Genomic DNA, 24006 nt, shown 5'->3' with positions numbered 1-24006 from the left:
AATACCAAGAGGAAGAGAATCATGCCTAACTCAAGAAACTCGAACTCGGGAAACTTTGCCAACGATCGAACGAAGGCTTCTGAAGCCGGTCGCAAGGGTGGGAAAACCACCACCACGACTGTCGACAAAGAGCCTAAAACTGAAATGGGCCGCAAGCCCGCTCAGAAATCGAAGTAGTCGGCGAAGGTTGTTTTGATTGAGAGGCGGGGGCGCAAGCTCCCGCTTGAATTTGCCGAGAAGGAGGGCGCGACCATGAGCCGGATGGCCACCCGAGTACGCAACATCAGTTTTGTCACCCTGCTGGGCCTGAGTGCCGGCAGCGCATTTGCCCAGTCGCCCGCCGACTTCATCAACGAAGCCTCGGCCAAAGGCATGGCCGACATCGAGGCCAGCCGCCAGGCCCACAGCAAGGCCGAATCCAAAGAGGTCAAGGATTACACCATCGTGGTCATCAACGATCGCACCACGGCCAACCAGCATCTGGCGAAAATCGCCAAGAAGCTGGATCTTCCTGTGGCACCGCGCGAAGAACTCGCCGACAAGGCCAAGACGCTGATTCCGGAAGTGAAAGACGGTGCATCTTTCGATCAGGCATATGCCGCGAGCCAGGTCAAAGCCACGGAAGAAGCCATCGAACAGATCCAGCAGGAAGCCCAGACAACCGACGTGCCGGAGATCAAGGCTTTCGCCGACGAGACCCTGCCGAAGCTGCAAAGCCACCTGGAAATGGCGCGGGCGCTGCAAGCCAGTCGCTGAAACCGGGTCAAACAAAAACGGCGCTCAAGGCGCCGTTTTTTTGCTCAGCAGTCATTCAGGTCCTGCTTCGGTTTGCTCTTTTCACCCAACCCGTCAAGATTGAAAACCTCGCCTTCACCCAATGCCCGGTAGTGTTTGCGCAACGCTTCAAGTTGTTTGAGATCCAGCGCTTCAAGCCCCAGCATCGCGTTCTGCGCTTCTTTGGTTACCAGCAACAACTCGTCGATCTTCAAATGCAGGATGTCGGTATCGCGGTTCTGGGTGTTCTGGATCAGGAACACCATCAGGAACGTGATGATCGTGGTCGAGGTGTTGATGATCAGCTGCCAGGTGTCATTGAAATGAAAAATCGGCCCACTCAACCCCCACAACCCGATCAGAATCAAAGCCCCCATGAACGTCTTCGGACTGCCGGCCCAGAGTGCGAGCGTCTGGGAGATCTTTGCGAATTTCATGGCGGTGTTCCTTGTGGGGGGAGCTTGAAATTCAGACAGCGGGGGAGGGAGGAAAATTCTGCTTGCCGATGTTTGAGGTCGATGGGAAATGATTGCCCTGCATCAGGGTTTTAGCGGGAAGACTTTCATTGTCTGGGTTTGCGTCTACGATCAAATGGCAATCAATTTGCCAGCATTCGAGTGCACGGATAGAAACCCAGTCAGAGGCCGCTCATGGAATTCTTCGAAAAGTTAGCCAGTCTTGCCGCCAAAGTCCGGTTGCAGAGCGCTGCAATCCAGACTGAAGAGGCGACAAAAAATGCGTTTGTCATGCCCTTCATCAGCACGGTTCTGGGTTACGACGTATTCGACCCGACAGAGGTGACGCCGGAGTTTGTCTGCGATATCGGCACGAAGAAAGGCGAAAAAATCGATTACGCGATCATGAAAGAGGGAGAAGTACAGATCCTCATTGAGTGCAAGAAGATCGGCGAGCCCCTGCACATCAATCACGCCTCGCAGCTGTTCCGTTATTTCCACGTCACCAGTGCCAGGATTTCCATCCTCACCAACGGCCAAGTCTACAAGTTCTTCACTGATTTGGATGCGCCTAACAAGATGGATGAGAAGCCCTTTCTTGAACTGGATCTTCTGGATATCGATGAGTATTCGGTGCCAGAACTCATCAAGCTCACCAAGTCCGCATTCGACGTCGAGTCGATCATCAATGCCGCAGGTGAGTTGAAGTACGTCAGCCAGATCAAGAAGGTCATCGCCTCGCAGGTCAGCAAACCGGATGACGACTTCGTTAAAGTCTTTGCTTCCCGAGTCTACGACGGGGTTATTACGCAGAAGGTGCGAGATCAATTTCATGAGCTGACGAGAAAGGCAGTCGTACAGTTCCTGAATGATCAGATCAATGATCGTCTCAAGTCCGCCATGAGTGGGGCGATCCAGCCGGCGTTGGCATCTATTCCGACGGTAACCAGTGGAACGGATCCGGTCGAGCCTCGTGATGAGTCAGACGATAAGATCATGACTACTCTGGAAGAGCTTGAGGGGTATCACATCGTTCGGGCCGTCGTTCGATCGATTGTCGATGCCAAACGAATCGTACAACGTGACACACAGAGCTATTTCGGAATCTTGCTCGATGACAACAATCGGAAACCGATTTGTCGCCTGCACTTCAATCGTTCGCAAAAGTACATTGGCATTTTCGACGAAGAGAAAAACGAAACTCGCCATCCCATTAGCTCGGTAGACGATATCTACGAGTATTCGGAGCAGTTGAAGAAGACAGTTGGCTATTACGACTAGTGCGGAGTCTTTCAAAAAACCGGCCATCGGCCGGTTTTTTTATGGAAGCGAGGTCCTCGAAAATAAATACTCAATGCCGCCACGTCTTAAGTCGGATAGGGAATGCACAGGGAGTCGATGTATCGTAGCGAACCACTGCAAAAGTCCTGACAGGAGAACGCAATGACCTGGTCCGCCAAGCAATACGTCGCTTTTGAAGATGAACGCACCCGCCCGGCCCGTGACCTGCTGGCGGCGATTCCCACGGAGGAGGCGCGCTCCGTGGTCGATATCGGTTGTGGCCCCGGCAACTCGACCGAGCTGCTGGTGGAGCGTTTTCCGGGGGCGAAAGTGCAGGGGCTCGACAGTTCGCCGGACATGATCGATGCCGCGCGCAAGCGTCTGCCGCAGTTGCAGTTCGAGGTGGCGGACATTGATAAATGGGCGGATGCAGGGCCATTCGATGTGATCTTCGCCAACGCGGTGTTGCAGTGGGTGCCGGATCACGGGACGTTGTTGCCGGCGCTGGCGGGCAAGTTGGCGCAGGGTGGCAGTCTGGCGATTCAGATGCCGGACAATCTCAACGAGCCGTCCCATCGGTTGATGCGCGAGGTTGCTGCCAACGGGCCCTGGGCCAGCAAACTGGCAGGCGCGGCGGGGCAGCGGACCGAGATGGCGGATGCCAGTGCCTATTTCTCGATGCTGCGTCCGTATTGCTCGCGGGTCGATGTGTGGCGCACCACCTATCACCATCAGTTGGCGGGCGGCGCTTCAGGTGTTGTCGAGTGGTTCAAGGGCAGTGGTTTGATTCCGTTCCTCAGCCCGCTGACGGAAGCGGAGCGGGCGGAGTATCTGGCGCACTATCTGGCGGAGGTTGCGAAGGCTTATCCGGCGCTGGCGGATGGTTCGGTGTTGTTGCCGTTTCCGCGGTTGTTCATCGTCGCCACACGCTGATACGAAAAAGGGCCGATTGGATCGGCCCTTTCTTTTTGCGGTCAGCGCTGTACGGCGACCAGCATCATCATCGGCCGTTCGCGTTCCTCGGCGAGCGCCGGTTGTGCGGCCACTTCTGCATCGCTCGGGCCCCATTCGTTGACGTGTTGAATCGTGAATCCGGCGCCAATCAACGCGTTGAGCAGTGTCCCGACCGTGCGATGTTGCTTGATCACGCCGTCCGCCAGCCAGTTCGTGACCCGCTCGCCTTCCATCTGATAGCTGTCCAGCGGCCAGCGCTTGTGGCCCTCGCTGTCGACCAGCCAGCCCGGATTGCGCGGCGCCATGAAGATCGGGTGTTCGATGGAGAACACGAAATGCGCACCGGGTTTCAACGCGGCATGCAGCTTGGCGAACAGCCCCGAGAGATCCTTGATGTAGTGCAGGGCCAGCGAGCTGTAGGCCAGTTCGAAAGTACACGCAGGCAAGTCGAGCTGTTCCAGGTCGGCACGTTCGTAGCGGATGTTCGCGGCCGAGGTGGTGTCCTTCGCCCGTTCGAGCATTTTCTCCGAGACATCCAGCCCCAGCACGTCGGCTGCACCCTGTTCGCTGGCCCAGCGGCAGAACCAGCCGTAGCCGCAGCCCAGATCCACCACCTGCAAACCGTGCAGGGAAGGCAACAAGGCTTTCAGCGCCGGCCATTCCGGCGCGGCATCGAGGCCGCCGATGGAGCGGTTCATCTGGCTGTAGCCCTGGAAAAATTCGGGGTCGTCGTAGATGTTCTGGGTCATGGTTTGGTGCTCATCTGAATTTGATTCGGGTGGCTCAACGGCCACGATTTGAAGTCCCTCGAAACGTGATGGCGCGTATTCGTCGATGGCCGCGCAGGGGGAGGGTGGTGGGTGATGGGGAAATGCTAGCGGGTCGGAGCAAGCGTGAGAACCGAACGAGTGTTGGGGATCTGTAAGTGCGGTTTTTCGATTCGGGATGTTTAAAGAGTGGGGCCTGTTTACTGATCCTTCCCACAAGTTTTTCAGGTTGTCCGTCGGAAGTGCGGGCTCTAGCCTGTGAGGGTCGCTGATGAATCGGCGATCGGGATTGGAACCCCGCGGAGAGTTGGAACGTACAATCGTTATTCATGACGTATGCTGCGCACCTTGAATGTGTGCACTCTGTTATGGCGGCTGTGCGCGGGAGACCTTCGGGTCTGCCGGGTTGTCTCTCCCCGGGTTCCAACCTGCGTACAGCTGCCTCCTTTCGCGTGGAACCGAATGGGTCAGCTCAAACTTGTACTTTGAGAGATGAAATCATGTTCAAACCAACTCCGAACCCACCTGAAGTCGAAACCGACCCAACGTCCCCCTACACCTCAATCGACTCCAGAAAACTCAACGACGCCGCCAACCGCGCCCTTGATCACTACCTCTGCCCCGGCGCCCATGTCATGGGCACGACCAACCAGCCTGAACCGATGTTCCTCGCCAACTCGGCCTACAACACCGAATCCCTGCTCGCCAACGCCTGCGAATCCCTGGGCTCGGCCAGCGAAATGCTCAGCAACTTTGCCGCCGTGCTCGAGCCGTCCCATCGCAGGACAGCGCTGGGGATTGCGCAGGTCGTGATGCTGGGGGAATTGGCGGTGAATCAGGCGCTGGATCATATTGAGGTGAAGGGCTGAATTGCAGCTGTTCTGGCAGACATAAAAAGCCGGTCATAGCGACCGGTTTTTAGTTTCATTTCAACCTGGCTGCAAAGCGTTGAGTGTTGTCGAAGCTTCGAGTCAGTGTTTCAGACGCAATGCTTGTGTAAGTGGCAGAGTTCAGCCCAATAAATAGCAAAATATAGTGAATTCTAAGGGTGTATAGGGATATCTGCTATACATCGATATATTCGTGTAGAGACAAGCATTTGTGAGGCTTTCATGGATCCATACCGTAACCCATTCGCTCCAGGTGCAGGAAGCAGGCCGCCTGAGTTGGCAGGACGCGACACAATTCTTGAGGCAGCCAGGATTTCATGTGGGCGAGCCATCAACGGACGAAGCACCCGATCCCTCATGCTTCTTGGATTGAGGGGTACAGGTAAGACGGTACTGCTGAACGAGATTGGAAAAATTGCGAGGGAAGAGGGGCTTCTCGTTTCAAAGGTAGAGGCTCCGGAGCGTGAAAGCCTTGCACGCCTTCTCTTTCCTGAAATGCGGAAAGTCATGCGCTCACTTTCTGCTGTGGAAGCTGCCAAGCAAATTGCGGCTCGTGGACTGAATGGTTTGCGCGGTTTCGCCTCTATTTTCAAGATCGATATCGCAGGCGTGGAGATTGGAGTCGAGCCTGAGCCAGGATTCGCTGACAGCGGGGATCTTCAATACGATCTTCCAGACCTTTTTGCCGTGATAGGTCAAGCTGCACAAGCTGCAGGTAAAGGCTGGATTCTTCTGATTGATGAAGTTCAGTACCTTTCCGAAGCAGATTTATCCGCGCTTATAGTGTCGATTCACCACATGTCGCAAGAAGGGCTGCCCGTACTTCTTGTCGGCGCTGGCCTTCCTCAAGTTGCTCGTTTGGCAGGTGAAGCAAAATCCTATGCAGAACGGCTTTTTCTATACCCTGCGGTTGATGCGCTTGATCAAGTATCTGCAATTCAAGCAGTTCAGAAGCCTATCTCGGATGAGGAGGCTTCGATCGAACTCGCAGCACTTGGCAATATTGTTGATCGGACGAGAGGATATCCTTTCTTCCTCCAGGAGTGGGCATCCACTGCTTGGAACAACGCTGAAGGGCCTGAAATAACAGTCGAAGATGTGGACCATTCATACGCGGAGACGTTGGCTTCTCTTGATGCGGGCTTTTTCAGGGTGCGTATCGATCGACTGACAAAGTCGGAAGTGCAGTTCGTGAAGACGATGTCGGAGCTCGGTGATGGGCCCTATGCAATGGCCGATATTGCGAAAGCGATGGGGCGTACACAGTCATCGCTTGGTCCGACTCGGGCCAACATAATCTCTAAAGGAATGATCTACAGCACAGATCACGGCTACTTGAATTTCACCGTCCCACTTTTTGCGGAATATATGCGTCGACAAGGATGAACCGGTCTCAGACGCGAGACTGAGGCCAGAACGCGCGACTGATCCCGCGTGAAAGTGGAAACCGCTGGCTGCTTCTAACTCCAACAGTTTGGGTCTTATCTCGGTTTAGTCGTGATAACTCACAATTAAATGGAGTTAGCTGCAGTTGAGGTTACGCGTGCACCGTTGTTGAGTGTGTTCTGATTCATTCGGCTGACTCCAAATCCCAGAAACAAAAAACCGGTCATCAAGACCGGTTGGATTCGGGTGGGGTACTACTGCGGCACAGCGAACACTGCGCTGGCACGGGCAACCATTCGATCACCGACATGCAACCCGACAGTGGCAAACGCAAGTTGCCGTCCTTTCTTGGAGTGCTCAACGCGTACCTCGAGCCACTCATTGATCTGCACCGCGCTGAGATAGTCCAGGGTCATGCTCGCCGTGATCAATGGCAGGGGAGGGTCGCTGGAGAATGCCATGGCGTAACCCATGCCGACGTCCGCCAATGTCGCCAGGACCCCGCCATGCAACGTGCCCCGTCCATTGGCATGTCGTGAGTCTGTGCGCAGACCTATTTCAAGTTGCAAGCCGCTGCCTCTGGTATAGATCGGGCCAAGCAAGTCGAGCAGCGGGCTGCTGCGGGTCAGCGGAGTGAAGCCCTCGGGAATAGCAGTGTCGTTCATGGTCAATCCCTGTGCCGGTTGGTTACCAGCTTCTTTGGCCTGAATACGGAGCGTTGCTTATGAGGGTTTAAACCTGACTTCGCCGTCGGAGAAGGATCATACGTATGCGGAATTTGCAGCGATAAGCTGATCACGATGGCGCCGACGGTAACGATCTTTGGATTTACCGATGAAAACTCAAACCCCAGACACAAAAAAACCGGCCATCAAGGCCGGTTTTTTCTGTTTGCGCATCCCCCGTCAAACCTCGACGCAGGACATGAATTCGATTGGAGCGGGTGAAGGGAATCGAACCCTCGTTATCAGCTTGGGAAGCTGGAGTAATGCCATTATACGACACCCGCTCAGAGCGGCTGACTTTGTACCAGACTCGGCCACGGATTTGAAGTTTTCTTTGCGTGTGGCGAGTGGAAAAGCCTGAATCAGAGCCGGATCGGTCAATCGCGGGCAAGCGCTGCGGGCTGGAGGACTGCTTTATCTCAGACCCGCAGGCTTGCTCGCGACGACGCTGTTTCAAACGGCCAATGCATGGTGATCCTGAGTAAACGGGTGACGCGTTCGGCTGATAGGCTGCTGTGCAGGTTTCAGGAAGCCGAGCAGGGCGTTCTGGCTGTCCCGGCAAGCGGACTTGTGTTCCATGTCGAGGAAGTGCCCGGTGGCCTGCAGGGTGGTGAAGGTGCTTTGCGCCACGTGGTTGCCGAACAGCCGGGCATCTTCGGCGGCGGTGTATTCGTCCCATTCGCCGTTCATGAACAGCACCGGCACGTTGATCTTTTTCGCCGCGTTCAGATAGCACTGGCGATCACTGTTCAGCACGTTGCTGATGTGAAAGTGCATCTGCCCGTATTCGTGCTCGGCGAGGCTGCTGACGTGGCGATAGTTGAAGCGCTTGAACAGTGACGGCAGGTGCTTGCCGATGGTGTTGTTGACCAGATGGCCGACCCGGTCGCCGTCGCGTTTGCCGAGGCATTCGACGCCGCGCTCCAGGTAGTCGAGCATGTGCGCGTTGACCACCGGAGAGAACGAGCTGATCACGGCTTTTTCGATGCGCCGGGGCTGGTGCGCGAGAGCGACCATGGTCGCGGCGCCACCCCAGGAAAACGACAGCACATGTTCGGCGGCGAAGTGGTCGATCAGTTCCAGCAGGATCAGACCTTCGACTTCTTTCGTCAGATGTTTCTCGTGACGATTGTGGATTTTCGACCTGCCCGCGTAGGGCTGGTCGTAGCAAACCACGTTGAATTGCGGGTGCAGATTTTTCACGGTCTGTGCAAACGACGCAGTCGTGGCCATCGAGCCGTTGACCAGAATAATGGTCTTTTCCGCGGCGTCTGCGCGATAGAACTCCGTGTAAACCCGATACTGACCCTGTATATCCAGCACAGCGATTTCTGGCCTCATGTCATAAGACTCCTGGCAAGCGGGTATGCGCGCAAATAGAGATTGCACGAGCTTTGTGACAGGTAGGCATACGCCTGGAATTTTGGAGCCCATGTCGATCCGGAACGGCAGGTCGACGGGTATTGTTATTGGCGGGCAATCTGCCGGCTGAGGCGGAGCCCTGAGGGCTCTCTACCGGCAAAAGGTTTCTTAGAAGTTATGTGTGACTCATCGGTCACAATTTGGCCGACGTCCTGATTCAAGCAGGGGGATCCGGATCGCGCAAGTGCCGTTGGTAAATTGTTCGACAACTTCTGCTGAGCGGTCGGCGGCTTAGAACAAATGGATCTCTTCGGTGCGCAGGGCGCGGTATTCGCCCGGTTTTAGCGCGTTATCCAGGTGCAGCAGGCCCATGGATTCGCGGTGCAGGCGCAGCACTTTGTTGTTGAAGTGACCGAACATGCGCTTCACCTGATGGTAGCGACCCTCGACGATGCTCAGCCGTGCCGTTCGCGGCCCAAGCACTTCCAGCTGCGCCGGTTGCGTGGTCAGGTCCTCGAAGGCGAAGTACATCCCCTCGGCGAACTTGATCGCATATTCCGGGCCGATGTCCTGCTCGGTCTCGATGTAATAGACCTTTGGCAGTTTGGTCTGCGGCTGGGTCAGGCGTCGCGACCAGCTGCCATCGTTGGTGATCAGCATCAGCCCGGTGGTGTTGAAGTCCAGACGTCCGGCGATGTGCAGGTCGTCCTTGTCCGGCTCATGGATCAGGTCGAGTACGGTCGGATGCTCGGGATCGCGCGTCGCGCTGACGCAGCCCTGGGGTTTGTGCAGCATGAAGTAGCGCGCCGGTTTCCCCGTTTGCAGCACTTCGTCGTCGACTTCGACGCGGCTGAATTCCAGGACTTCGCTGTGGGGATCGCTGACGACTTTTCCGTCAATACGCACGCGTTTTTCCACCAGCAACAGGCGAACCTGCTTACGGTTGTAGTGGGGCAGGTTACTGAGGAAACGGTCGACACGCATGATCAGGAATCGGCAGGGAGCGGGGCGCGCATCTTACGGGATCGATGGCTTTGCCGCTTGCAGTTGCGCCTCGACCCGGGCGCAACGCGGGCACAGACAGGACTTGTCGCGCAGTTCCGGCGGCAGGGCTTCGAGCACTGCCGGGTCGATGGACACGCCGTAGCACCAGCAGGCGCGGGCGGCGGTGCGCGGGTCGGCCAGGGTGCAGTCGTTGCGGGCACCGCAGGCCGGGCAGAGGTCAGGTTTCTTCATGGGGCTCAGGCATAGGTCGATTGATGCATTTCCACGCAGATGCGATTGCGGCCGGTCTGTTTCGCCCGGTACATCGCATGATCGGCCCGGGACAGCAGGCTGTGCAAGGTGTCATCCCGTTGCAGGGTGGTAGCGCCGATGCTGACCGTCAGATTCAGGGTGTGACCGTTGTAGGCATATTCATGCTGTTCGACATGCTGGCGGATCTTCTCGGCAATCTTCTGACCGGTCTCGCCGTCGGTGTCCTTCAGCAGAACGATAAATTCCTCACCGCCCCAACGACAGACGATGTCGGAATGGCGCAGGCAGCTTTGCAGGTCCCGGGCAAAACCGATCAAAACCTGATCGCCGGCCATGTGCCCGTAGGTGTCGTTCAACACTTTGAAGTGGTCCAGATCCAGCAACAGCGCCGTCAGCGGTTTAGGCTCGCGATGGGCTTCCTGCAAGGCCTGCCCGGCAAGCAGATCGAAGCCCCGGCGGTTGGGCAGTTCGGTGAGGCTGTCGAGGGTGGCCTGGGCGTGGATCTTGTCCTGATAGCGTTTGATCAAACGATTGACCAGCGCCAGCACGATCAACGTCACCAGCAGGCAGATCAGCAGGTTGAGGTACAGCGACTGGCGAATCTCGCTCAGTGCACCGTCTTCGCGTTTGTCGACGAACAGGTACCAGTTCAGTTCCGGAATAAACCGTACGTTGAGGAAATGTCCCTGGCCGTGGGCGGAATATTCGTAGCTGCCGCTGTGGGGCTTGGGTAACTGGCTGACCAGACCTTTCATGCTGTCGAGATCCGTCAGGCTTTTCCCGACCCTCGCACCTTCCGGCCCGCCTTCGGCGCCGGTCAGTACCAGTCGGCCGAAAGTGTCGACGAAATAAACGCTGCGTTGATAACGCTGCTGATACTTGTCGATCAGCTTAATCACCGCGTCCACGGTCAGTCCCACGCCAGCGGCGCCGATGAAGCGATCGCTGTAGTCGTAGACCTTGTAGTTGATGAAGAAGGTCATGTTGTCTTTGTTGGCCAGATCCGGGTCGACGTTGATCTCGTAGGGATCTTTCATGTCGCGCACACGGAAGTACCAGGCATCGCGCGGCTCGTCGATCTTCACCTGCTTGAGCACACCCTTGGCGTGGTAGTAGGTGTGACTGCTGTTGGAGACGAAGAACGCCGTGTAGGCACCGTAATGGGTCATGACCTCGTCGAGGTAGCGGGTCATCTGGTCACTGTCTTTCTCGCCGTTCACCACCCAGTCGCGCATGAAGGTGTCGCGAGACATCATCGAGGAAATCAGGATCGGTCTGACGAGATCCTTCTGGATTTCCGAGTACACCGTGTCGGAGGTCAGCGGCAGTTCGGTGTTGACGATGTTGTCGCGGATCGAGGCCCGCGAGGCGTAGTAGCTGAGCAGCGAGGTGGCGAGGAAGCCTGCGCCGAGGAGGGCGACCAGCGTCAATACCAGCGAACGTTGGGAGTAAAACGCAGATCTGAGCGGCATTGGCAATTCCGTTGACGGTGGCCCGATGGCAGCATTCTAGTGGCAGTGACGGGGAAAAGGTTGCGGCATATTTGCCTGAAATGAGCAGCCTGTTGCGCCGCTGATCCGACTGGCGCTGGAAGTTGGCACTCGGTAGCGGTTAGCCAGTCAAATCTGTTGTCAGCCGGTCTGTGCCGACTGCTGTCACAGGTCTTCCAGGAGGCCGTCATGAGTACTGCAAAATTGCTGCGTCGGGTGCTGCTGGGAGCAGTGCTCGGGCTTGGGCTGTCCGGTTGTTACTACTATGGTGGCGGCTACGATGTTTACTCCCCGCCTTACTACTATCCCGGCTACTACTCGCCCTATTACTACGGTGGATATTACGGCCCGCGCTACTACGGTGGCGGCCGCTATTACTACGGCGGCTATGGCTATCGCGGCTACGGAAGGGGTTATCACGGCGGTGGATACCATGGTGGTCATCACTAATCAGCGGCTGAATGGCGGCGTTTGCGGATGAACAAGATTTCATGAATCACTTGTTTCAAGTTGTTACTGAAACGCACCAGATTCAGAAAACGCTGTCAGATATTTCGTCAGTCGCCGAATGAAAGACTGACGCCTGCCAGCGTCGCTGGTGTGGCTACCCGCGGTCCAGGAGGCCGCCATGTATCGCCGAATTCTTCTGCTTGCCGCGTTGCTTTTTTCCGTTGCCGGTTGCGTCCCTTATTCCTACGGAGACAGCTATTACAGGTCAGAGGTCTACACATCCCCCGCGCCGGCTTACTACACAGGTGGCGGCACTTATTACAGCGGTGGCAGCACCTATTACTCGGCCCCGCGTTATTACCAGCCAGCACCACGCTACTACCAACCGGCCCCACGTTATTACTCGGCGCCCCGGTACTACCAACCGGCACCGCGCTACTACGAGAGCCGCCGCTGGCACGGCGATGATCGCGGACGCTGGGATGGCCATCGTCGTGGTGGCTGGGACGACCACCGCGGTCGTGGTAACCATGACCGTGGCGATCACTGGCGCGGTAACCGCTGGTAACCCTTCGCAAAAAAGCGGCGCATTGAGCGCCGCTTTTTTTATGCCCGGATTTCAGTAACTGGAGAGATCCGCCAACGGATGCCTTCCCTCCCAGACCTTGTGAAAGTGCGCCTCGACCACCGCGTCCGGCACCCGGGTGATGTCCGGCCAATGCCAGTGCGGTTTGTGATCCTTGTCGATCAATCGCGCCCGAACACCTTCGCTGAACTCCGGATGCCGGCAGCAATTGAGGCTCAGGGTGTATTCCATCTGAAAGACTTCGGCCAGTGACAAGTGGCGGGCGCGGACGATCTGTTCCCAGACCAGATGCGCGGTCAGTGGTGAACCTTCGCTCATGGTTTTCGCCGCCCGGGCAATCAACAGGTCGTTGCTGTCCCGTTGCAGGCTGATGGCTTTCCAGGCACAGGTCACGTCGCTGACATCCAGCAGATCATCGATTGCCTGACGACGCGGCAGCCATTGCGCCTCAGGCATTTGCGCCACGGCTTCCTGCTGCAACGCCTTCAGCAGGCTGTTGAGCTGCATGGCGGTCTGTTCCTGCCAGTTCAATTGCAACAGGCCATCGATCAGTTCCTGTTGCTGTTCGTCGAGCAGGAAGCGGTCGGCCAGATCCAGGTCCAGCGCGTCACGACCGTTCATGTGCGCGCCGGTCAGGCCCAGGAACAAACCGAGCTTGCCCGGCAGGCGCGACAGGAACCAACTGGCACCGACATCCGGGTACAGGCCGATGCTGATTTCCGGCATCGCCAGTCGACTGCTCGGCGTGACGATCCGGATGTGCGCACCTTGCAAGAGACCCATGCCGCCGCCGAGCACATAACCATGACCCCAGCAGATCAACGGTTTCGGGTAGGTGTGCAGGCTGTAGTCGAGACGGTATTCCGCGCTGAAAAACTGCGCGGCCAGCGGCGGCACCTCGCCGGGATGGGCGCGGCAGGCTTCCACCAGGCTGCGCACCTCTCCACCGGCACAGAAGGCCTTGGCGCCGTTGCCGCGCAGCAACACGCAGACGATTTGCGGATCCTTGGCCCAGGCGTTCAGTTTGTCGCTCAGGGCGTGAATCATCGGCAGGGACAGCGCATTGAGCGACTTTTCGGCATCCAGAGTGGCCACGCCGATACGCGCGCCGTCGGTGCCGGTCAGTTCTTCGAAGTGCAGATTCATCGTGACCTCGATCGGGAATTTGAACGATCAGTATGATCGCTGTGTGGGAAAGTGCCGGATCTACGTCAGATCAATTGACAAGCGTGGTCGGCTTTCCTAGGGTTCGCCCCATTGTTTTTGCCGGGTATGACCATGACTGCTGACGACCGTATCAAACTCGAACCGAGCTGGAAGGAGGCACTGCGTGCCGAATTCGACCAGCCTTACATGGCAGAGTTGCGCAATTTTCTGCAGCAGGAGCGGGCGGCCGGCAAGGAAATCTATCCGCCGGGACCGCTGATTTTCAATGCACTGAACTCGACGCCGCTGGACAAGATAAAAGTGGTCATTCTCGGCCAGGACCCGTACCACGGCCCGGGCCAGGCCCACGGCTTGTGCTTCTCGGTGCAACCTGGCGTGCCGGCGCCGCCGTCGCTGGTCAACATCTACAAAGAGTTGAAGCGCGACCTGAACATCGATATTCCCAACCATGGCTATCTGCAGAGCTGGGCCGATCAGGGCGTGCTGATGCTCAACACCACCATGACCGTCGAACGCGCCAATGCCAACGCGCACAAGGACAAGGGCTGGCAGTTTTTCACTGACCGGATCATCGAAGTGGTCAGCCAGCGGCAGCCGCATCTGGTGTTCATGCTCTGGGGCTCCCATGCTCAGAGCAAGCAGAAGCTGATCGACGCCACCAAGCATCTGGTACTGACCTCGGTGCATCCGTCGCCGCTGTCGGCCTATCGCGGCTTCCTCGGCTGCGGGCACTTCAGCCGCACCAACAAGTTCCTGGAGCAGAACGGCGAAGCGCCGATCGAGTGGCGCCTGCCGTCGGTGGTCTGAAACTCAGGGCTGGCAGCTAATCTCGTTCCCACGCTCCGCGTGGGAACGATCAGTAACCGGATCAGGCTTCGGGATTACGGTTCCAGTATTTGAACAACGGTTCCGCCAGAAACAACACGAACAACAGCCGCATCACCTGCATCGCCGTCACCAGCGGCACCGACAGTTGCAGGGTTTCCGCCGTCAGGCTCATCTCTGCGATCCCGCCGGGCATCATGCCCAGGGTCAGCGATCGCAGGTCCAGATGGGTCATTGCGCTCAGTCCCAGCGCGGCGAGTGTCGCGATCAGCATGGTCAGCGCCGTGCCGATCAACGTACGCCCCATGAATGACGGCGCGCGGCGGAAGAACTGCCGGTTGAAGTGACAGCCCAGTCCGCTGCCGATCAGCCACTGACCAATCTGGCTGCCGCCGTTGGGCAGACCGATATGCAGATCCCAGCCGATGCTTACCGCCGCGCTGACCAGCAACGGCCCGAACAGCCACGGATTGGGCTGACGCAGACGTTGCCAGAGCCACGCGAGCAAGCCGCCCGCCGGAAAAAGAATCGCCAGCCAGCGCCAGTCGACGCTGCCGGCGTGAGACATCGGGGCGCCATCGCCCAGCAGATATTTGAATGCCGCCGGCACACACAACACCACCACCAGCACCCGCAGACTCTGCCCGGCCGCGACATGGCTGAGCATCGCGCCGTTGCGTGCGCCGAGGTTGACCATCTCGCCGGAGCCGCCGGGCATGCTGGAGAAAAATGCGGTGGCGCGATCCTCCCCGGTACGGCGCATCAACCACACGCCGACTACGGCCGACAGGCTGGTGACCAGCGCTCCGAAGAAGATCAGGCCGAAGTGGCTCAGCACCTGCTCCATCACCAGAGGGGTGAAGTGCAGGCCGATGCCGATCCCGACGATCCACTGGCCGCACTTGCGGCCGCCAGGGATTTCGGTGAGTTGCCACGGGGTCAGGCAGCGCACCAGGATGATCGCCAGCAACGAGCCGACCATCCACGGCAGCGGCCAGCCGATCTGGCTGGCGATGAAACCGCCAAGCAGACCGACCAGCGGGGTTCCCCACCAGGTTTTGAGGGAGGATCGATCAAACATCGGCGATGGCGCGTCGGGCGACCGAACGTTTGCGCCAGATCCGCAGCAGCGGCATCAGCAACATGATCGCGGTCAGCACCCAGACGCCGAAAGTGATCGGGCTCGACCAGAGGATTTCCAGCGCACCGTTGGAGATCGACAGTGCACGTCGCAGGTTCTGCTCCATCAGACCACCGAGGATGAACCCCAGCAGGACCGGCGACAGCGGGAAGTCCAGTTTGCGCAGGATGTAACCGAAGATGCCGATGCCGACCATCAGGAACAGGTCGAACGTGGTGGCATGCACGGCGTACACGCCGATCCCGGTAATGATCGCGATCACCGGCACCAGTGCCCAGTTCGGCACGGCGAGGATGCGGGTGAAGATACGGATCATCGGGATGTTCAGGATCACCAGCATGATGTTGGCGATGAACAGCGAGGCGATCAGGCCCCAGACGATGTCCGGTTGTTGCTGGAACAGCAGCGGGCCCGGGGTGATGTTGTACAGCGACAGCGCGCCGATCATAACCGCCGTGGTACCCGAGCCCGGTACGCCGAGGGTCAGCATCGGCACCAGCGCGCCGCAGGCGGATGCGCCGATGGCGGTTTCCGGGGCGGCGAGGCCGCGTTTGTCACCTTCACCGAATTTGCCGTCGGCACCGGCGATGCGTTTCTCGGTCATGTAGGCCACGGCACTGGCCAGGGTCGCGCCGGCACCCGGCAATACGCCCATGATGAAACCGAGCAGGCCACAACGGATGTTCACCACGAACACCGACGCCGCTTCCTTGAAGTTGAACATCATCCGCCCGGTGGCTTTCACCGCTTCCTGGCCGCGATGGGTTTTCTCCAGCAACAGAAGGATTTCGCTGATCGAGAACAGGCCCAGCACCAGCACCACGAACTGAATGCCGTCGGTCAGGTGAATGTTGTCGCCGGTAAAACGGTACACGCCGCTGTTGGCGTCGATGCCGACGCTGGACAGGAACAAGCCGATCAGCGCCGCAATGAACGTCTTCAGCGGTCGGTCACCGGCCATGCCGCCGAGGCAGACAATCGCGAACACCATCAGTACGAAATATTCCGCGGGCCCGAAGGCAATCGCCCATTTCGCCAGCAGTGGGGCGAACAGCACCATACCGCAGGTGGCGATGAACGCACCGATGAACGAGCTCCATGCCGACAGCGACAACGCAACCCCGGCCAGACCCTGGCGGGCCATCGGGTAGCCGTCGAGAGTGGTCATCACGGTGGAGGCTTCGCCGGGAATGTTCAGCAGGATCGAACTGATCCGGCCGCCGTATTCGCAGCCCAGGTACACCGCCGCGAGCAGGATCAGCGCCGACTCCGGCGGCAGGCCAAGGGCGAAGGCGATCGGAATCAGCAGTGCCACACCATTGATCGGGCCCAGGCCCGGCAACAGGCCAACCACGGTGCCGATCAGCGTACCGGTCAGCGCCGTGACCAGGTTGTACGGGCTCAGCGCGACGCCGAAGCCCTGTCCCAAATATCCGAGCGTATCCATATCAGTTCTCCAGAACGTCGAGCAGGCCGAGGGGCAGCGGTACGTCCATCAGACGGTCGAACAGCAGGTACAGACCGATGGCCATCAGCGTGGTCACCACGACGCTGGGCAACCAGCGGCCGCCGTACAGGCGCGCCATCGGGATGCCGATCAGGCAACTGCTGAGGATGAAACCCAGCGGCTCGAACAGACCGGCGAACACCAGCAGCAACAGCACGCAGATGCTGATCTTGGTCAGGGTTTCGCGGTCCAGCGGCGGCTCGTCTTCACTGTGTTTGATCGGTGCCGGGCGTAACACCATGTACAGCAGCGCCAGGCTCATCAGGCCGAGCATCAGCAGGGGAAATGCCCGCGGGCCGACCGGCTCGTAGGAAAACGCAGCCTGATAGGGCCACGCCATCAGTGCCAGGCCGGCACAGGCCAGCAGCAACACCGAGGCAAAAATGCGTTGAATCAGCATGAGGAACTCCTGGGCCACGGCCTCGATGCGCGAGGCCATGGCCGTTAGACAGAGACGATCACTGGATCAGGCCGAACTCTTTGGCCAGCACTTTGTAATCCGCGACTTGCTTCTTCACGTAGGTGTCCAGCTCCGGGCCGGTCATGGCGAACGGGAACAGTTCACGCTGATCGCGCAGCTTGGCGAACTCGTCGGAGGCCAGCAGTTTGTCGAAGGCACCTTTCCACCAGGCGTAGTCTTCATCGCTGACTTTCGGCCCGAGGTAGAAACCGCGAACCACCGGCCAGACGATGTCGTAGCCTTGCTCGCGAGCGGTCGGGATGCCTTTCATTTCCGGCTCGTCCAGACGGTTTTCAGCGAACACGGCCAGCAGACGCATGTCACCGCTCTGGATGTGCGGCATGGAGTCGGAGATGTCGGTGCTGCCGACCTGAATGTGGCCGCCGAGCAGGGCGGTGGCGATCTCGCCGCCACCTTCGAGGGCAACGTAACGCAGGTCGCGCGGGTTGATCCCGGCGGCCTTGGCGATCAGTGCGGTCTGCATCCAGTCCTGGCTGCCGACGGTGCCGCCGGAGCCGATGACCACGGCGCTCGGATCTTTCTTCAGTGCCTGAACGAGATCATCAAGAGTTTTGTAGGGCGAATCGCTTTTCACTGCGATGGCACCATAGCTGGTGCCGACCGCCGCCAGCCAGCGCACATTGGTTTCATCGAAACGTCCGAACTTGCCTTGCGCCAGGTTCAGCAGCGAACCGCTGGACCACGCCACCAGCGTACCGGCGTCCGCCGGACGCTGGGCTACAACGGCGTTGTATGCAACAGCGCCGACGCCGCCAGGCATGTAGGTCACGCGCATCGGTTTGGTCAGCAGTTTTTCGTTGACCAGCGCGCTTTGCGCCAGTTTGCAGGTCAGGTCGAAACCGCCGCCGGGGGAGGCCGGAGCGATGCATTCCGGACGTTTCGGTTCAGCCATCAGTTGACCGGCGAACAGCATGACGCCAGCGGCCAGAGCGACTTTACGCAGTGATAAGTTCATCTATGTCTCCTTGGGAGTTGTTGTTATGGACGTACTGAATTACCAAAGGGCAACGCTATAGCTCACCAGCAGACGCACTTCATCGGCATCGCGAGCGGAGTAGTTGGAACGGTAAGTGGCATTACGCAAACGCACGGCAACGTCCTTCAGGGCGCCGCTTTGTACTACATATTTGATCTCGGTGTTGCGCTCCCACTCTTTGCCTTCGTCACCGTTCTTGAGCTTGATGTTGTCACCGCTCAAGTAGCGGCTCATGAAGCTCAGGCCGGGGATGCCGAGTCTGGCGAAGTCGAAGTCGTAGCGTGCCTGCCAGGAGCGTTCTTCGGCGCCGGCGAAGTCGTTGATCTGCACGAAGTTGACCAGGTACGGGTCGCTGCCATCGACATACGGGAACGCGCTGTCGCCGGACATGTGCTGATAACCGGCAGTGAACTTGTGACCGCTCAGGGCGTAACTGACCAGACCGTTGAGCGAGCGGTTGTCGATCTTGCCGCCACGGGCTGCGCCCTGATCGTCACTGACGGCGAAGCGCAGGTCGGTGGCGAAAGTGCCCGGGCCCATCGGCCGCGACGCGACCAGTCCGAAGAAGTGCTGGTTGTAGACGTCGTCGAGTTGGGCGAAGTGGTAGCTGCCGGTGATCTTGTCGGTGAACTTGTAGTCCACGCCGGCAAAGTCGAAGTGCTTGCCGGCGACGGTGCCGGCGAAACGGCCGTTCTTGTTGTTGAGGGCGATGTCCTCGAAATCGGTGCTGTCGCGGTCCTTGGCCTTGTCCAGGCGCCCGCCGGTGAAGGTCAGGTTCTTGATCTCTTTGGAGGTCAGCAAGCCGCCTTCGAAAGTCTGCGGCAGGATGCGCCCGTCGTTCGGCTTGAGGATCGGCAGTTCCGGAATCAGGCTACCGATTTTCAGTTCGGTGGCGGAGATCTTCACTTTGCCTGTCAGGCCGACCTTGGAGTATTCGTTTGCCGCGCGCCCGTCATCGTGGGTCGGCAGCAGGCCGGTGCCGGTGCGGTCCGGGCTCGAATCAAGCTTGACCCCCAACATCCCCAGCGCATCGACACCGAACCCCACGGTGCCGTCGGTATAACCCGATTGCAGATTGAGCATGAAACCCTGGGCCCACTCGTCGCGCTTGGACTGCTGGGCACTGGTGCCGTCGCGGAAGTCGCGGTTGAAATACATGTTGCGGGTTTCGAAGGTGGCGGAGCTGTCTTCGATGAAGTCGGCGTAGCTCATCGGTGCAAAACCGGCGAGGGCGGCGGCACTGGCAAGGGCGGTGTGGCTGAAACGGGAAGGACGGACAGGCGTAGGAGCCTTGGTCTGCAAGGACGGCATGCGGGGTGTACTCCGTTTATTGTTCTTATTGGTCGAAAACGCTTCGAGGCGTTTTTCGTATCGCTGTGTGGCAGCAGCGACGGAAGCCGAAACATTCCGTAACCCGACTCTATCGGCCAAACCTTTCGCTAACCTTTCAGCGGGTTTTAACGCGTTTTCGGGCTTCACAGCGGCGGTTGCGGCTGTAAACTCCGCGGCAAAGAATGGCGCCGGCCATTCCTGAATGAGGTAGAGATCCATGCGTGTTCTGCTCGTCGAAGACCATCTGCAACTGGCCGAAAGCGTCGCCCAAGCGCTCAAGAGCACCGGTCTGACCGTGGACGTGCTGCACGACGGCGTGGCCGCCGACCTGGCGCTGGGCAGCGAGGAATACGCGATGGCGATCCTCGATGTCGGCCTGCCGCGCATGGACGGATTCGAAGTGCTGGCGCGTCTGCGAGCCCGGGGCAAGAACCTGCCGGTACTGATGTTGACCGCTCGCAGTGACGTCAAGGATCGGGTCCACGGGCTCAACCTCGGCGCCGACGATTATCTGGCCAAGCCTTTTGAATTGACGGAGCTGGAGGCTCGGGTCAAAGCCCTGTTGCGTCGCAGCGTGCTCGGCGGCGAACGCATCCAGCGCTGTGGCGTATTGGCCTATGACCTGGAGACCCGGCGCTTCACCCTCGGCGAAGAACTCCTGACACTGACGTCCCGTGAGCAAGCGGTGCTTGAAGCTCTGATTGCCCGACCGGGCCGGGTGATGAGCAAGGAGCAACTGGCGTCGCAAGTATTCGGCCTCGACGAGGAGGCCAGCCCCGACGCCATCGAAATCTACGTGCATCGCCTGCGCAAGAAACTCGACGGTCATGCAGTGGCCATTGTGACCTTCCGTGGCCTGGGTTATCTGCTGGAAAGCCGCGATGCATAGGCCCAGCAGTCTGCGCTGGCGGTTACTGTGGAACCTCGCGCTGCTGCTGGTAGTGTTGATGCTGGCCAGCGGCCTGAGCGCTTACTGGAACGGTCGCGAAGCCGCCGACACCGCTTATGACCGCACCTTGCTGGCGTCGGCGCGAACCATCGCTGCCGGCCTTTCGCAGCGGGACGGCAGCCTCAGTGCCGACGTGCCTTACGTGGCCCTCGATACCTTCGCCTACGACAGCGCCGGCCGCATCTATTACCAGGTCAACGACATTCACCAGAAGCTGATTTCCGGCTACGAAAACCTGCCGGGCCCGCCGCCGGGAACGCCGAGAACCGACAGCTATCCGGCACTCGCGCGCTTTTACAACGCCACGTATCAGGGGCAGAACGTGCGCGTCGTCAGTCTGTTGAAAGCGGTGACCGAACCGAACATGAACGGCATGGCGGAAATTCGCGTCGCCGAAACCGACGAAGCACGCGTCAGCATGGCCCGCAGTCTGGCGGCCGACACTTTGTTGCGGCTGGGCATGTTGGCAATCGGCGCATTGCTGCTGGTGTGGTTCGCCGTCAGCGCGGCATTGCGGCCGATCGAGCGTCTGCGCACGGCGGTCGAGGAGCGTCAGCCCGACGATCTGCGGCCCTTGCCGCTGGTGGAAGTGCAGCACGAATTGTGGCCGCTGGTGCGGGCGCTCAATCACTTCACCGAACGTCTGCGCGGGCAGTTCGAACGGCAGGCGCAATTCATCGCCGATGCGGCCCACGAACTGCGTACGCCGCTGGCGGCGCTCAAGGCGCGTCTTGAGTTGGGCTTGCGCTCAAGTGAGCCGCAGACCTGGCGCGACACGCTGGAATCATCGGCGCAAAGCACCGATCGCCTGACCCATCTGGCCAACCAGTTGCTGTCGCTGGCACGGGTGGAAAACGGCGCCCGGGCGATTGCCGAGGGCGGTGCGCAGTTGCTGGATCTGAGTCAATTGGCCCGGGAACTGGGCATGGCCATGGCGCCGCTGGCTCATGCGCGCGGCGTGGCGTTGGCACTGGAAGCGGACGAACCGGTCTGGCTGCGCGGCGAGCCGACGTTGCTCAACGAACTGCTGAGCAATCTGGTAGACAACGCGCTGGCCCACACGCCGTCGGGGGGCAACGTGATTCTGCGAGTGAAGTCACCGGCGGTGCTGGAGGTTGAAGACGACGGCCCGGGCATTCCCCAGGATGAGCGTGACCGGGTGTTCGAGCGCTTCTACCGGCGCAATCAGCAGGTCGCCGGTTCCGGGCTGGGTCTGGCAATTGTCGGGGAAATCTGCCGCGCGCATCTGGCGCAGATCACACTGCATGATGGCGAGCAGGCGGGGTTGAAGGTGCGGGTGAGTTTTATTGCGGGTTGAGACTCAGTAAAACATCGACCGCGATTCTTCCAGATCCGCGCACAACACCTTGTTGTCGATGTCGATCCCGAGCTTGCGAAAGGCCGGAACGCTGAGCGGGTCGATCCGGGCGAGGGGATGATCGCTGTCCTTGTGGCAATACAGGCTGGCCACTTGCACCAGATCCACGTAATCGACCTGGGGCGATTCGCGTTTCAGGTCCTGATACAGCCCCGGCAACTCCACGAGGCGCTCCGGGAATTCCCAGACCCGCAGCAACTTGTCGCCGATCAGCGGATGAATGTGGTCGATCACATGATTGAGGCTGACGGGGTCGGACAGCAGTTCGTAATGGTCTTCGGCATAGGTCAGGATCGGCAGCACGCCGATCTGATGCACCAGTCCACCCAGTGCCGCCTGATCGGGCTTGAGCTGGGTGTAGCGGCGGCACAGGGCGTAGCTGACCCCGGCGATTTCCAGACTCTTGCGCCAGACTTCGCGCATTTTCTGTTCCACCACCTCGGAGCGGGCGTGGAAGATCTGTTCCATCACCAGACCGATCGCCAGGTTACTGCTGTAGTTGACGCCCAGCCGGGTGATCGCGGTGTGCAGGTCGGTGACTTCCTGGGTGGCGCGCAGCAGCGGGCTGTTGACCACTTTGATCAGGCGCGCCGACAGCGCCGTGTCACGGCCGATCACTTTGCTCAGGTCGCTGACGCTGATATCCGGGTCTTCGGCGGCCTTGCGAATCTGCAGGGCCACTTCCGGTAACGTTGGCAGAACCAGGTCATCGTTATCGATGGCCTCAACCAAATCCTGTTGGACCTTATCCGCCAGATCACTCATGTCATTTCTCTAGGGTGTTGCAACAAATGCTGCGATCAACGCTGGATTTCGCGGTCGCGATCCAGTTCGTAAGGCAGGTCGAGCAAGTGCAGCGCCGGACCTTCGGCCGTGCCCAGATGCAAATCGCCTGCGTCGGCAGCTTCGGCCTGCAACACCGCCAGCAGTTCAATATTTTTCTCGGCGCGGGCGGCCAGCACCACTTCGCCGATGGAACTGCCGTGGCTCGGGGCGAACAGCGGGGTGCCCGGCTCCGGCAATTCACTGGCGTCCAGTTGCACGCGGTACAGGCGACGCTTGAGCTTGCCCAGGTACTGCATGCGCGCAACGATTTCCTGGCCGGTGTAGCAGCCTTTCTTGAAGCTCACGCCGCCGACCGCTTGCAGATTGAGCATCTGCGGGATGAACAGTTCGCGGGTGCTCGGCATGACCTGGCCGATACCGGCACGGATCTGGCCCAGCAGCCATTGATTGAGTTCGGCTTCGGTCAATTGCGCAGACAGCTTGCCTTTGATGGCGTCGGCCTGATCGGCCGGCGTCCAGAGTTCGGCACGGTCGGGGGAGACGCGAATCGCGATCAGCCCTTCGTGGCGAACCACGCTGTCGGTGTCCGCCGGCAGTTCCAGACCCAGGTTGCTCAGGGCTGCGTCCCCATGCTCCAGACCGAAGCGCACCCATGAGGCACTTTCGTCGGTCAGTTTCGATTTGGAAAACACTGCGTATTTTTTCAGATCCGCCAGTTGTGGCTCCAGCAGTTCGCCGGCCATGGCCAGCAGCACGCCGTCGCCTTCAAGCACGATGCGGAAACTCGACTGCATCCGGCCTTTCTGCGTGCAGCGGGCGCCGAGGCTGGCCCGGTCGTCACTCAGGTAATTGATATTGCAGGTCAACTGGCCTTGCAGGAATTTGCCGGCATCCGCGCCGCGAACCGCGAGAACGCCTTCATGAGACAGGGTGCAGAAAAAAGCAGAATCGGCCATGGGTCATCGCAGGGTAAATAGACTGGGGCACATCATAAGGGGGTGGTGTTGAAATGGGTAGTTCATAAAGGATCGGTGGTGCCCGACCAAAGCCGACTGTTCGACCCGTCTCGGGCCTGTATACTTGCGGC

Annotated in this window: 26 protein-coding genes and 1 tRNA gene; 11 read left to right on the top strand and 16 right to left on the bottom strand. The window is 59.2% G+C overall.

Annotated elements, in window-relative coordinates; all coding sequences use genetic code 11:
• Positions 1–21 precede the first annotated feature (21 nt).
• Together M5B44_RS01770 and M5B44_RS01765 are read left to right on the top strand one after the other, a co-directional pair.
• A complete protein-coding gene (locus tag M5B44_RS01770; RefSeq protein WP_082302357.1) occupies positions 22–177 on the top strand; it encodes a KGG domain-containing protein in 156 nt (51 codons plus the stop codon).
• 75 nt (positions 178–252) lie between these two features.
• The gene (locus tag M5B44_RS01765) at positions 253–756 is read left to right on the top strand and encodes a DUF4142 domain-containing protein (RefSeq protein ID WP_248738054.1); all 504 of its coding nucleotides are present in this window, start codon (positions 253–255) and stop codon (positions 754–756) included.
• A 44-nt stretch (positions 757–800) separates the two neighbouring features.
• On the opposite strand, the gene M5B44_RS01760 is transcribed toward M5B44_RS01765, so the two are convergent.
• The gene (locus M5B44_RS01760; RefSeq protein WP_085710209.1) at positions 801–1211 is read right to left on the bottom strand and encodes a low affinity iron permease family protein; all 411 of its coding nucleotides are present in this window, start codon (positions 1209–1211) and stop codon (positions 801–803) included.
• Between the two features lie 213 nt (positions 1212–1424).
• Here M5B44_RS01760 and M5B44_RS01755 point away from each other — a divergent pair, with 213 nt between their 5' ends.
• Both M5B44_RS01755 and tam read left to right on the top strand, forming a co-directional pair.
• A complete protein-coding gene (locus M5B44_RS01755; protein WP_248738053.1) occupies positions 1425–2510 on the top strand; it encodes a type I restriction endonuclease in 1086 nt (361 codons plus the stop codon).
• A gap of 162 nt (positions 2511–2672) precedes the next feature.
• Positions 2673–3443, top strand: coding sequence for a trans-aconitate 2-methyltransferase (gene tam / locus M5B44_RS01750; RefSeq protein ID WP_248738052.1), 771 nt, complete (start codon positions 2673–2675; stop codon positions 3441–3443).
• A 41-nt stretch (positions 3444–3484) separates the two neighbouring features.
• Here tam and M5B44_RS01745 read toward each other — a convergent pair whose 3' ends face one another.
• Positions 3485–4213, bottom strand: coding sequence for a class I SAM-dependent methyltransferase (locus M5B44_RS01745; RefSeq protein ID WP_248738051.1), 729 nt, complete (start codon positions 4211–4213; stop codon positions 3485–3487).
• Between the two features lie 518 nt (positions 4214–4731).
• Here M5B44_RS01745 and M5B44_RS01740 point away from each other — a divergent pair.
• Positions 4732–5100: a DUF6124 family protein gene (locus M5B44_RS01740; protein WP_248738050.1), complete on the top strand. Its 369-nt coding sequence runs from the start codon at positions 4732–4734 to the stop codon at positions 5098–5100.
• Between the two features lie 243 nt (positions 5101–5343).
• The gene (locus M5B44_RS01735) at positions 5344–6507 is read left to right on the top strand and encodes an ATP-binding protein (protein WP_248738049.1); all 1164 of its coding nucleotides are present in this window, start codon (positions 5344–5346) and stop codon (positions 6505–6507) included.
• Positions 6508–6761: 254 nt separating this feature from the next.
• Here the strand turns inward: M5B44_RS01735 and M5B44_RS01730 are convergent, their stop codons facing one another.
• The 6 genes from M5B44_RS01730 to M5B44_RS01705 all read right to left on the bottom strand — a co-directional run bounded on the left by M5B44_RS01730 (position 6762) and on the right by M5B44_RS01705 (position 11323).
• Positions 6762–7172 carry a PaaI family thioesterase gene (locus M5B44_RS01730; protein WP_039772722.1) on the bottom strand — a complete coding sequence of 137 codons (411 nt, stop codon included), beginning with the start codon at positions 7170–7172 and terminating at the stop codon, positions 6762–6764.
• A 270-nt stretch (positions 7173–7442) separates the two neighbouring features.
• Positions 7443–7516, bottom strand: a tRNA-Gly gene (locus M5B44_RS01725).
• A gap of 169 nt (positions 7517–7685) precedes the next feature.
• A complete protein-coding gene (locus M5B44_RS01720) occupies positions 7686–8573 on the bottom strand; it encodes an alpha/beta fold hydrolase (RefSeq protein WP_085710215.1) in 888 nt (295 codons plus the stop codon).
• Between the two features lie 312 nt (positions 8574–8885).
• The gene (locus M5B44_RS01715; protein ID WP_248738048.1) at positions 8886–9578 is read right to left on the bottom strand and encodes a pseudouridine synthase; all 693 of its coding nucleotides are present in this window, start codon (positions 9576–9578) and stop codon (positions 8886–8888) included.
• 33 nt (positions 9579–9611) lie between these two features.
• Positions 9612–9830 carry a cysteine-rich CWC family protein gene (locus tag M5B44_RS01710; protein WP_248738047.1) on the bottom strand — a complete coding sequence of 73 codons (219 nt, stop codon included), beginning with the start codon at positions 9828–9830 and terminating at the stop codon, positions 9612–9614.
• Between the two features lie 5 nt (positions 9831–9835).
• Positions 9836–11323, bottom strand: a complete 1488-nt coding sequence (locus tag M5B44_RS01705; RefSeq protein ID WP_248738046.1) for a sensor domain-containing diguanylate cyclase — start codon at positions 11321–11323, stop codon at positions 9836–9838.
• Between the two features lie 207 nt (positions 11324–11530).
• Here M5B44_RS01705 and M5B44_RS01700 point away from each other — a divergent pair, with 207 nt between their 5' ends.
• Positions 11531–11791, top strand: a complete 261-nt coding sequence (locus M5B44_RS01700; protein WP_248738045.1) for a hypothetical protein — start codon at positions 11531–11533, stop codon at positions 11789–11791.
• Positions 11792–11969: 178 nt separating this feature from the next.
• A complete protein-coding gene (locus tag M5B44_RS01695; protein WP_085710220.1) occupies positions 11970–12359 on the top strand; it encodes a hypothetical protein in 390 nt (129 codons plus the stop codon).
• 51 nt (positions 12360–12410) lie between these two features.
• Here the strand turns inward: M5B44_RS01695 and M5B44_RS01690 are convergent, their stop codons facing one another.
• Positions 12411–13523 carry an enoyl-CoA hydratase/isomerase family protein gene (locus M5B44_RS01690; protein WP_248738044.1) on the bottom strand — a complete coding sequence of 371 codons (1113 nt, stop codon included), beginning with the start codon at positions 13521–13523 and terminating at the stop codon, positions 12411–12413.
• A gap of 132 nt (positions 13524–13655) precedes the next feature.
• On the opposite strand from M5B44_RS01690, the gene ung reads away from it, so the two are divergent.
• Positions 13656–14351, top strand: a complete 696-nt coding sequence (ung, locus tag M5B44_RS01685; RefSeq protein WP_248738043.1) for a uracil-DNA glycosylase — start codon at positions 13656–13658, stop codon at positions 14349–14351.
• A 61-nt stretch (positions 14352–14412) separates the two neighbouring features.
• Here ung and M5B44_RS01680 read toward each other — a convergent pair whose 3' ends face one another.
• Genes M5B44_RS01680 through M5B44_RS01660 form a run of 5 tightly spaced genes read right to left on the bottom strand, consistent with a single transcriptional unit; the run spans position 14413 to position 19785 of the window.
• Positions 14413–15450: an AbrB family transcriptional regulator gene (locus tag M5B44_RS01680; protein WP_248738042.1), complete on the bottom strand. Its 1038-nt coding sequence runs from the start codon at positions 15448–15450 to the stop codon at positions 14413–14415.
• Positions 15443–16957 carry a tripartite tricarboxylate transporter permease gene (locus tag M5B44_RS01675; protein WP_085710226.1) on the bottom strand — a complete coding sequence of 505 codons (1515 nt, stop codon included), beginning with the start codon at positions 16955–16957 and terminating at the stop codon, positions 15443–15445. Before M5B44_RS01675 ends, M5B44_RS01680 begins: the two co-directional genes overlap by 8 nt.
• Before the next feature lies 1 nt (position 16958).
• Positions 16959–17417, bottom strand: coding sequence for a tripartite tricarboxylate transporter TctB family protein (locus tag M5B44_RS01670; RefSeq protein ID WP_248738041.1), 459 nt, complete (start codon positions 17415–17417; stop codon positions 16959–16961).
• Between the two features lie 58 nt (positions 17418–17475).
• Positions 17476–18453 carry a Bug family tripartite tricarboxylate transporter substrate binding protein gene (locus tag M5B44_RS01665; protein WP_119428757.1) on the bottom strand — a complete coding sequence of 326 codons (978 nt, stop codon included), beginning with the start codon at positions 18451–18453 and terminating at the stop codon, positions 17476–17478.
• A gap of 39 nt (positions 18454–18492) precedes the next feature.
• Complete coding sequence (locus M5B44_RS01660) at positions 18493–19785, bottom strand: OprD family porin (RefSeq protein ID WP_085710229.1); 1293 nt, start codon at positions 19783–19785, stop codon at positions 18493–18495.
• A gap of 238 nt (positions 19786–20023) precedes the next feature.
• On the opposite strand from M5B44_RS01660, the gene M5B44_RS01655 reads away from it, so the two are divergent.
• Complete coding sequence (locus M5B44_RS01655) at positions 20024–20695, top strand: response regulator (RefSeq protein ID WP_085710230.1); 672 nt, start codon at positions 20024–20026, stop codon at positions 20693–20695.
• Positions 20688–22073 carry a sensor histidine kinase gene (locus tag M5B44_RS01650; protein ID WP_114881788.1) on the top strand — a complete coding sequence of 462 codons (1386 nt, stop codon included), beginning with the start codon at positions 20688–20690 and terminating at the stop codon, positions 22071–22073. Before M5B44_RS01655 ends, M5B44_RS01650 begins: the two co-directional genes overlap by 8 nt.
• 3 nt (positions 22074–22076) lie before the next feature.
• Here the strand turns inward: M5B44_RS01650 and M5B44_RS01645 are convergent, their stop codons facing one another.
• A complete protein-coding gene (locus M5B44_RS01645) occupies positions 22077–22898 on the bottom strand; it encodes an HDOD domain-containing protein (RefSeq protein WP_114881789.1) in 822 nt (273 codons plus the stop codon).
• Positions 22899–22933: 35 nt separating this feature from the next.
• Positions 22934–23875, bottom strand: coding sequence for a YgfZ/GcvT domain-containing protein (locus tag M5B44_RS01640; protein ID WP_248738040.1), 942 nt, complete (start codon positions 23873–23875; stop codon positions 22934–22936).
• Positions 23876–24006 lie beyond the last annotated feature (131 nt).

This window comes from Pseudomonas sp. MWU12-2029 (assembly GCF_023242425.1).
GTDB classification, from domain to species: Bacteria; Pseudomonadota; Gammaproteobacteria; order Pseudomonadales; family Pseudomonadaceae; genus Aquipseudomonas; species Aquipseudomonas kribbensis.
This window is presented reverse-complemented; position numbering and strand designations above follow the sequence as displayed.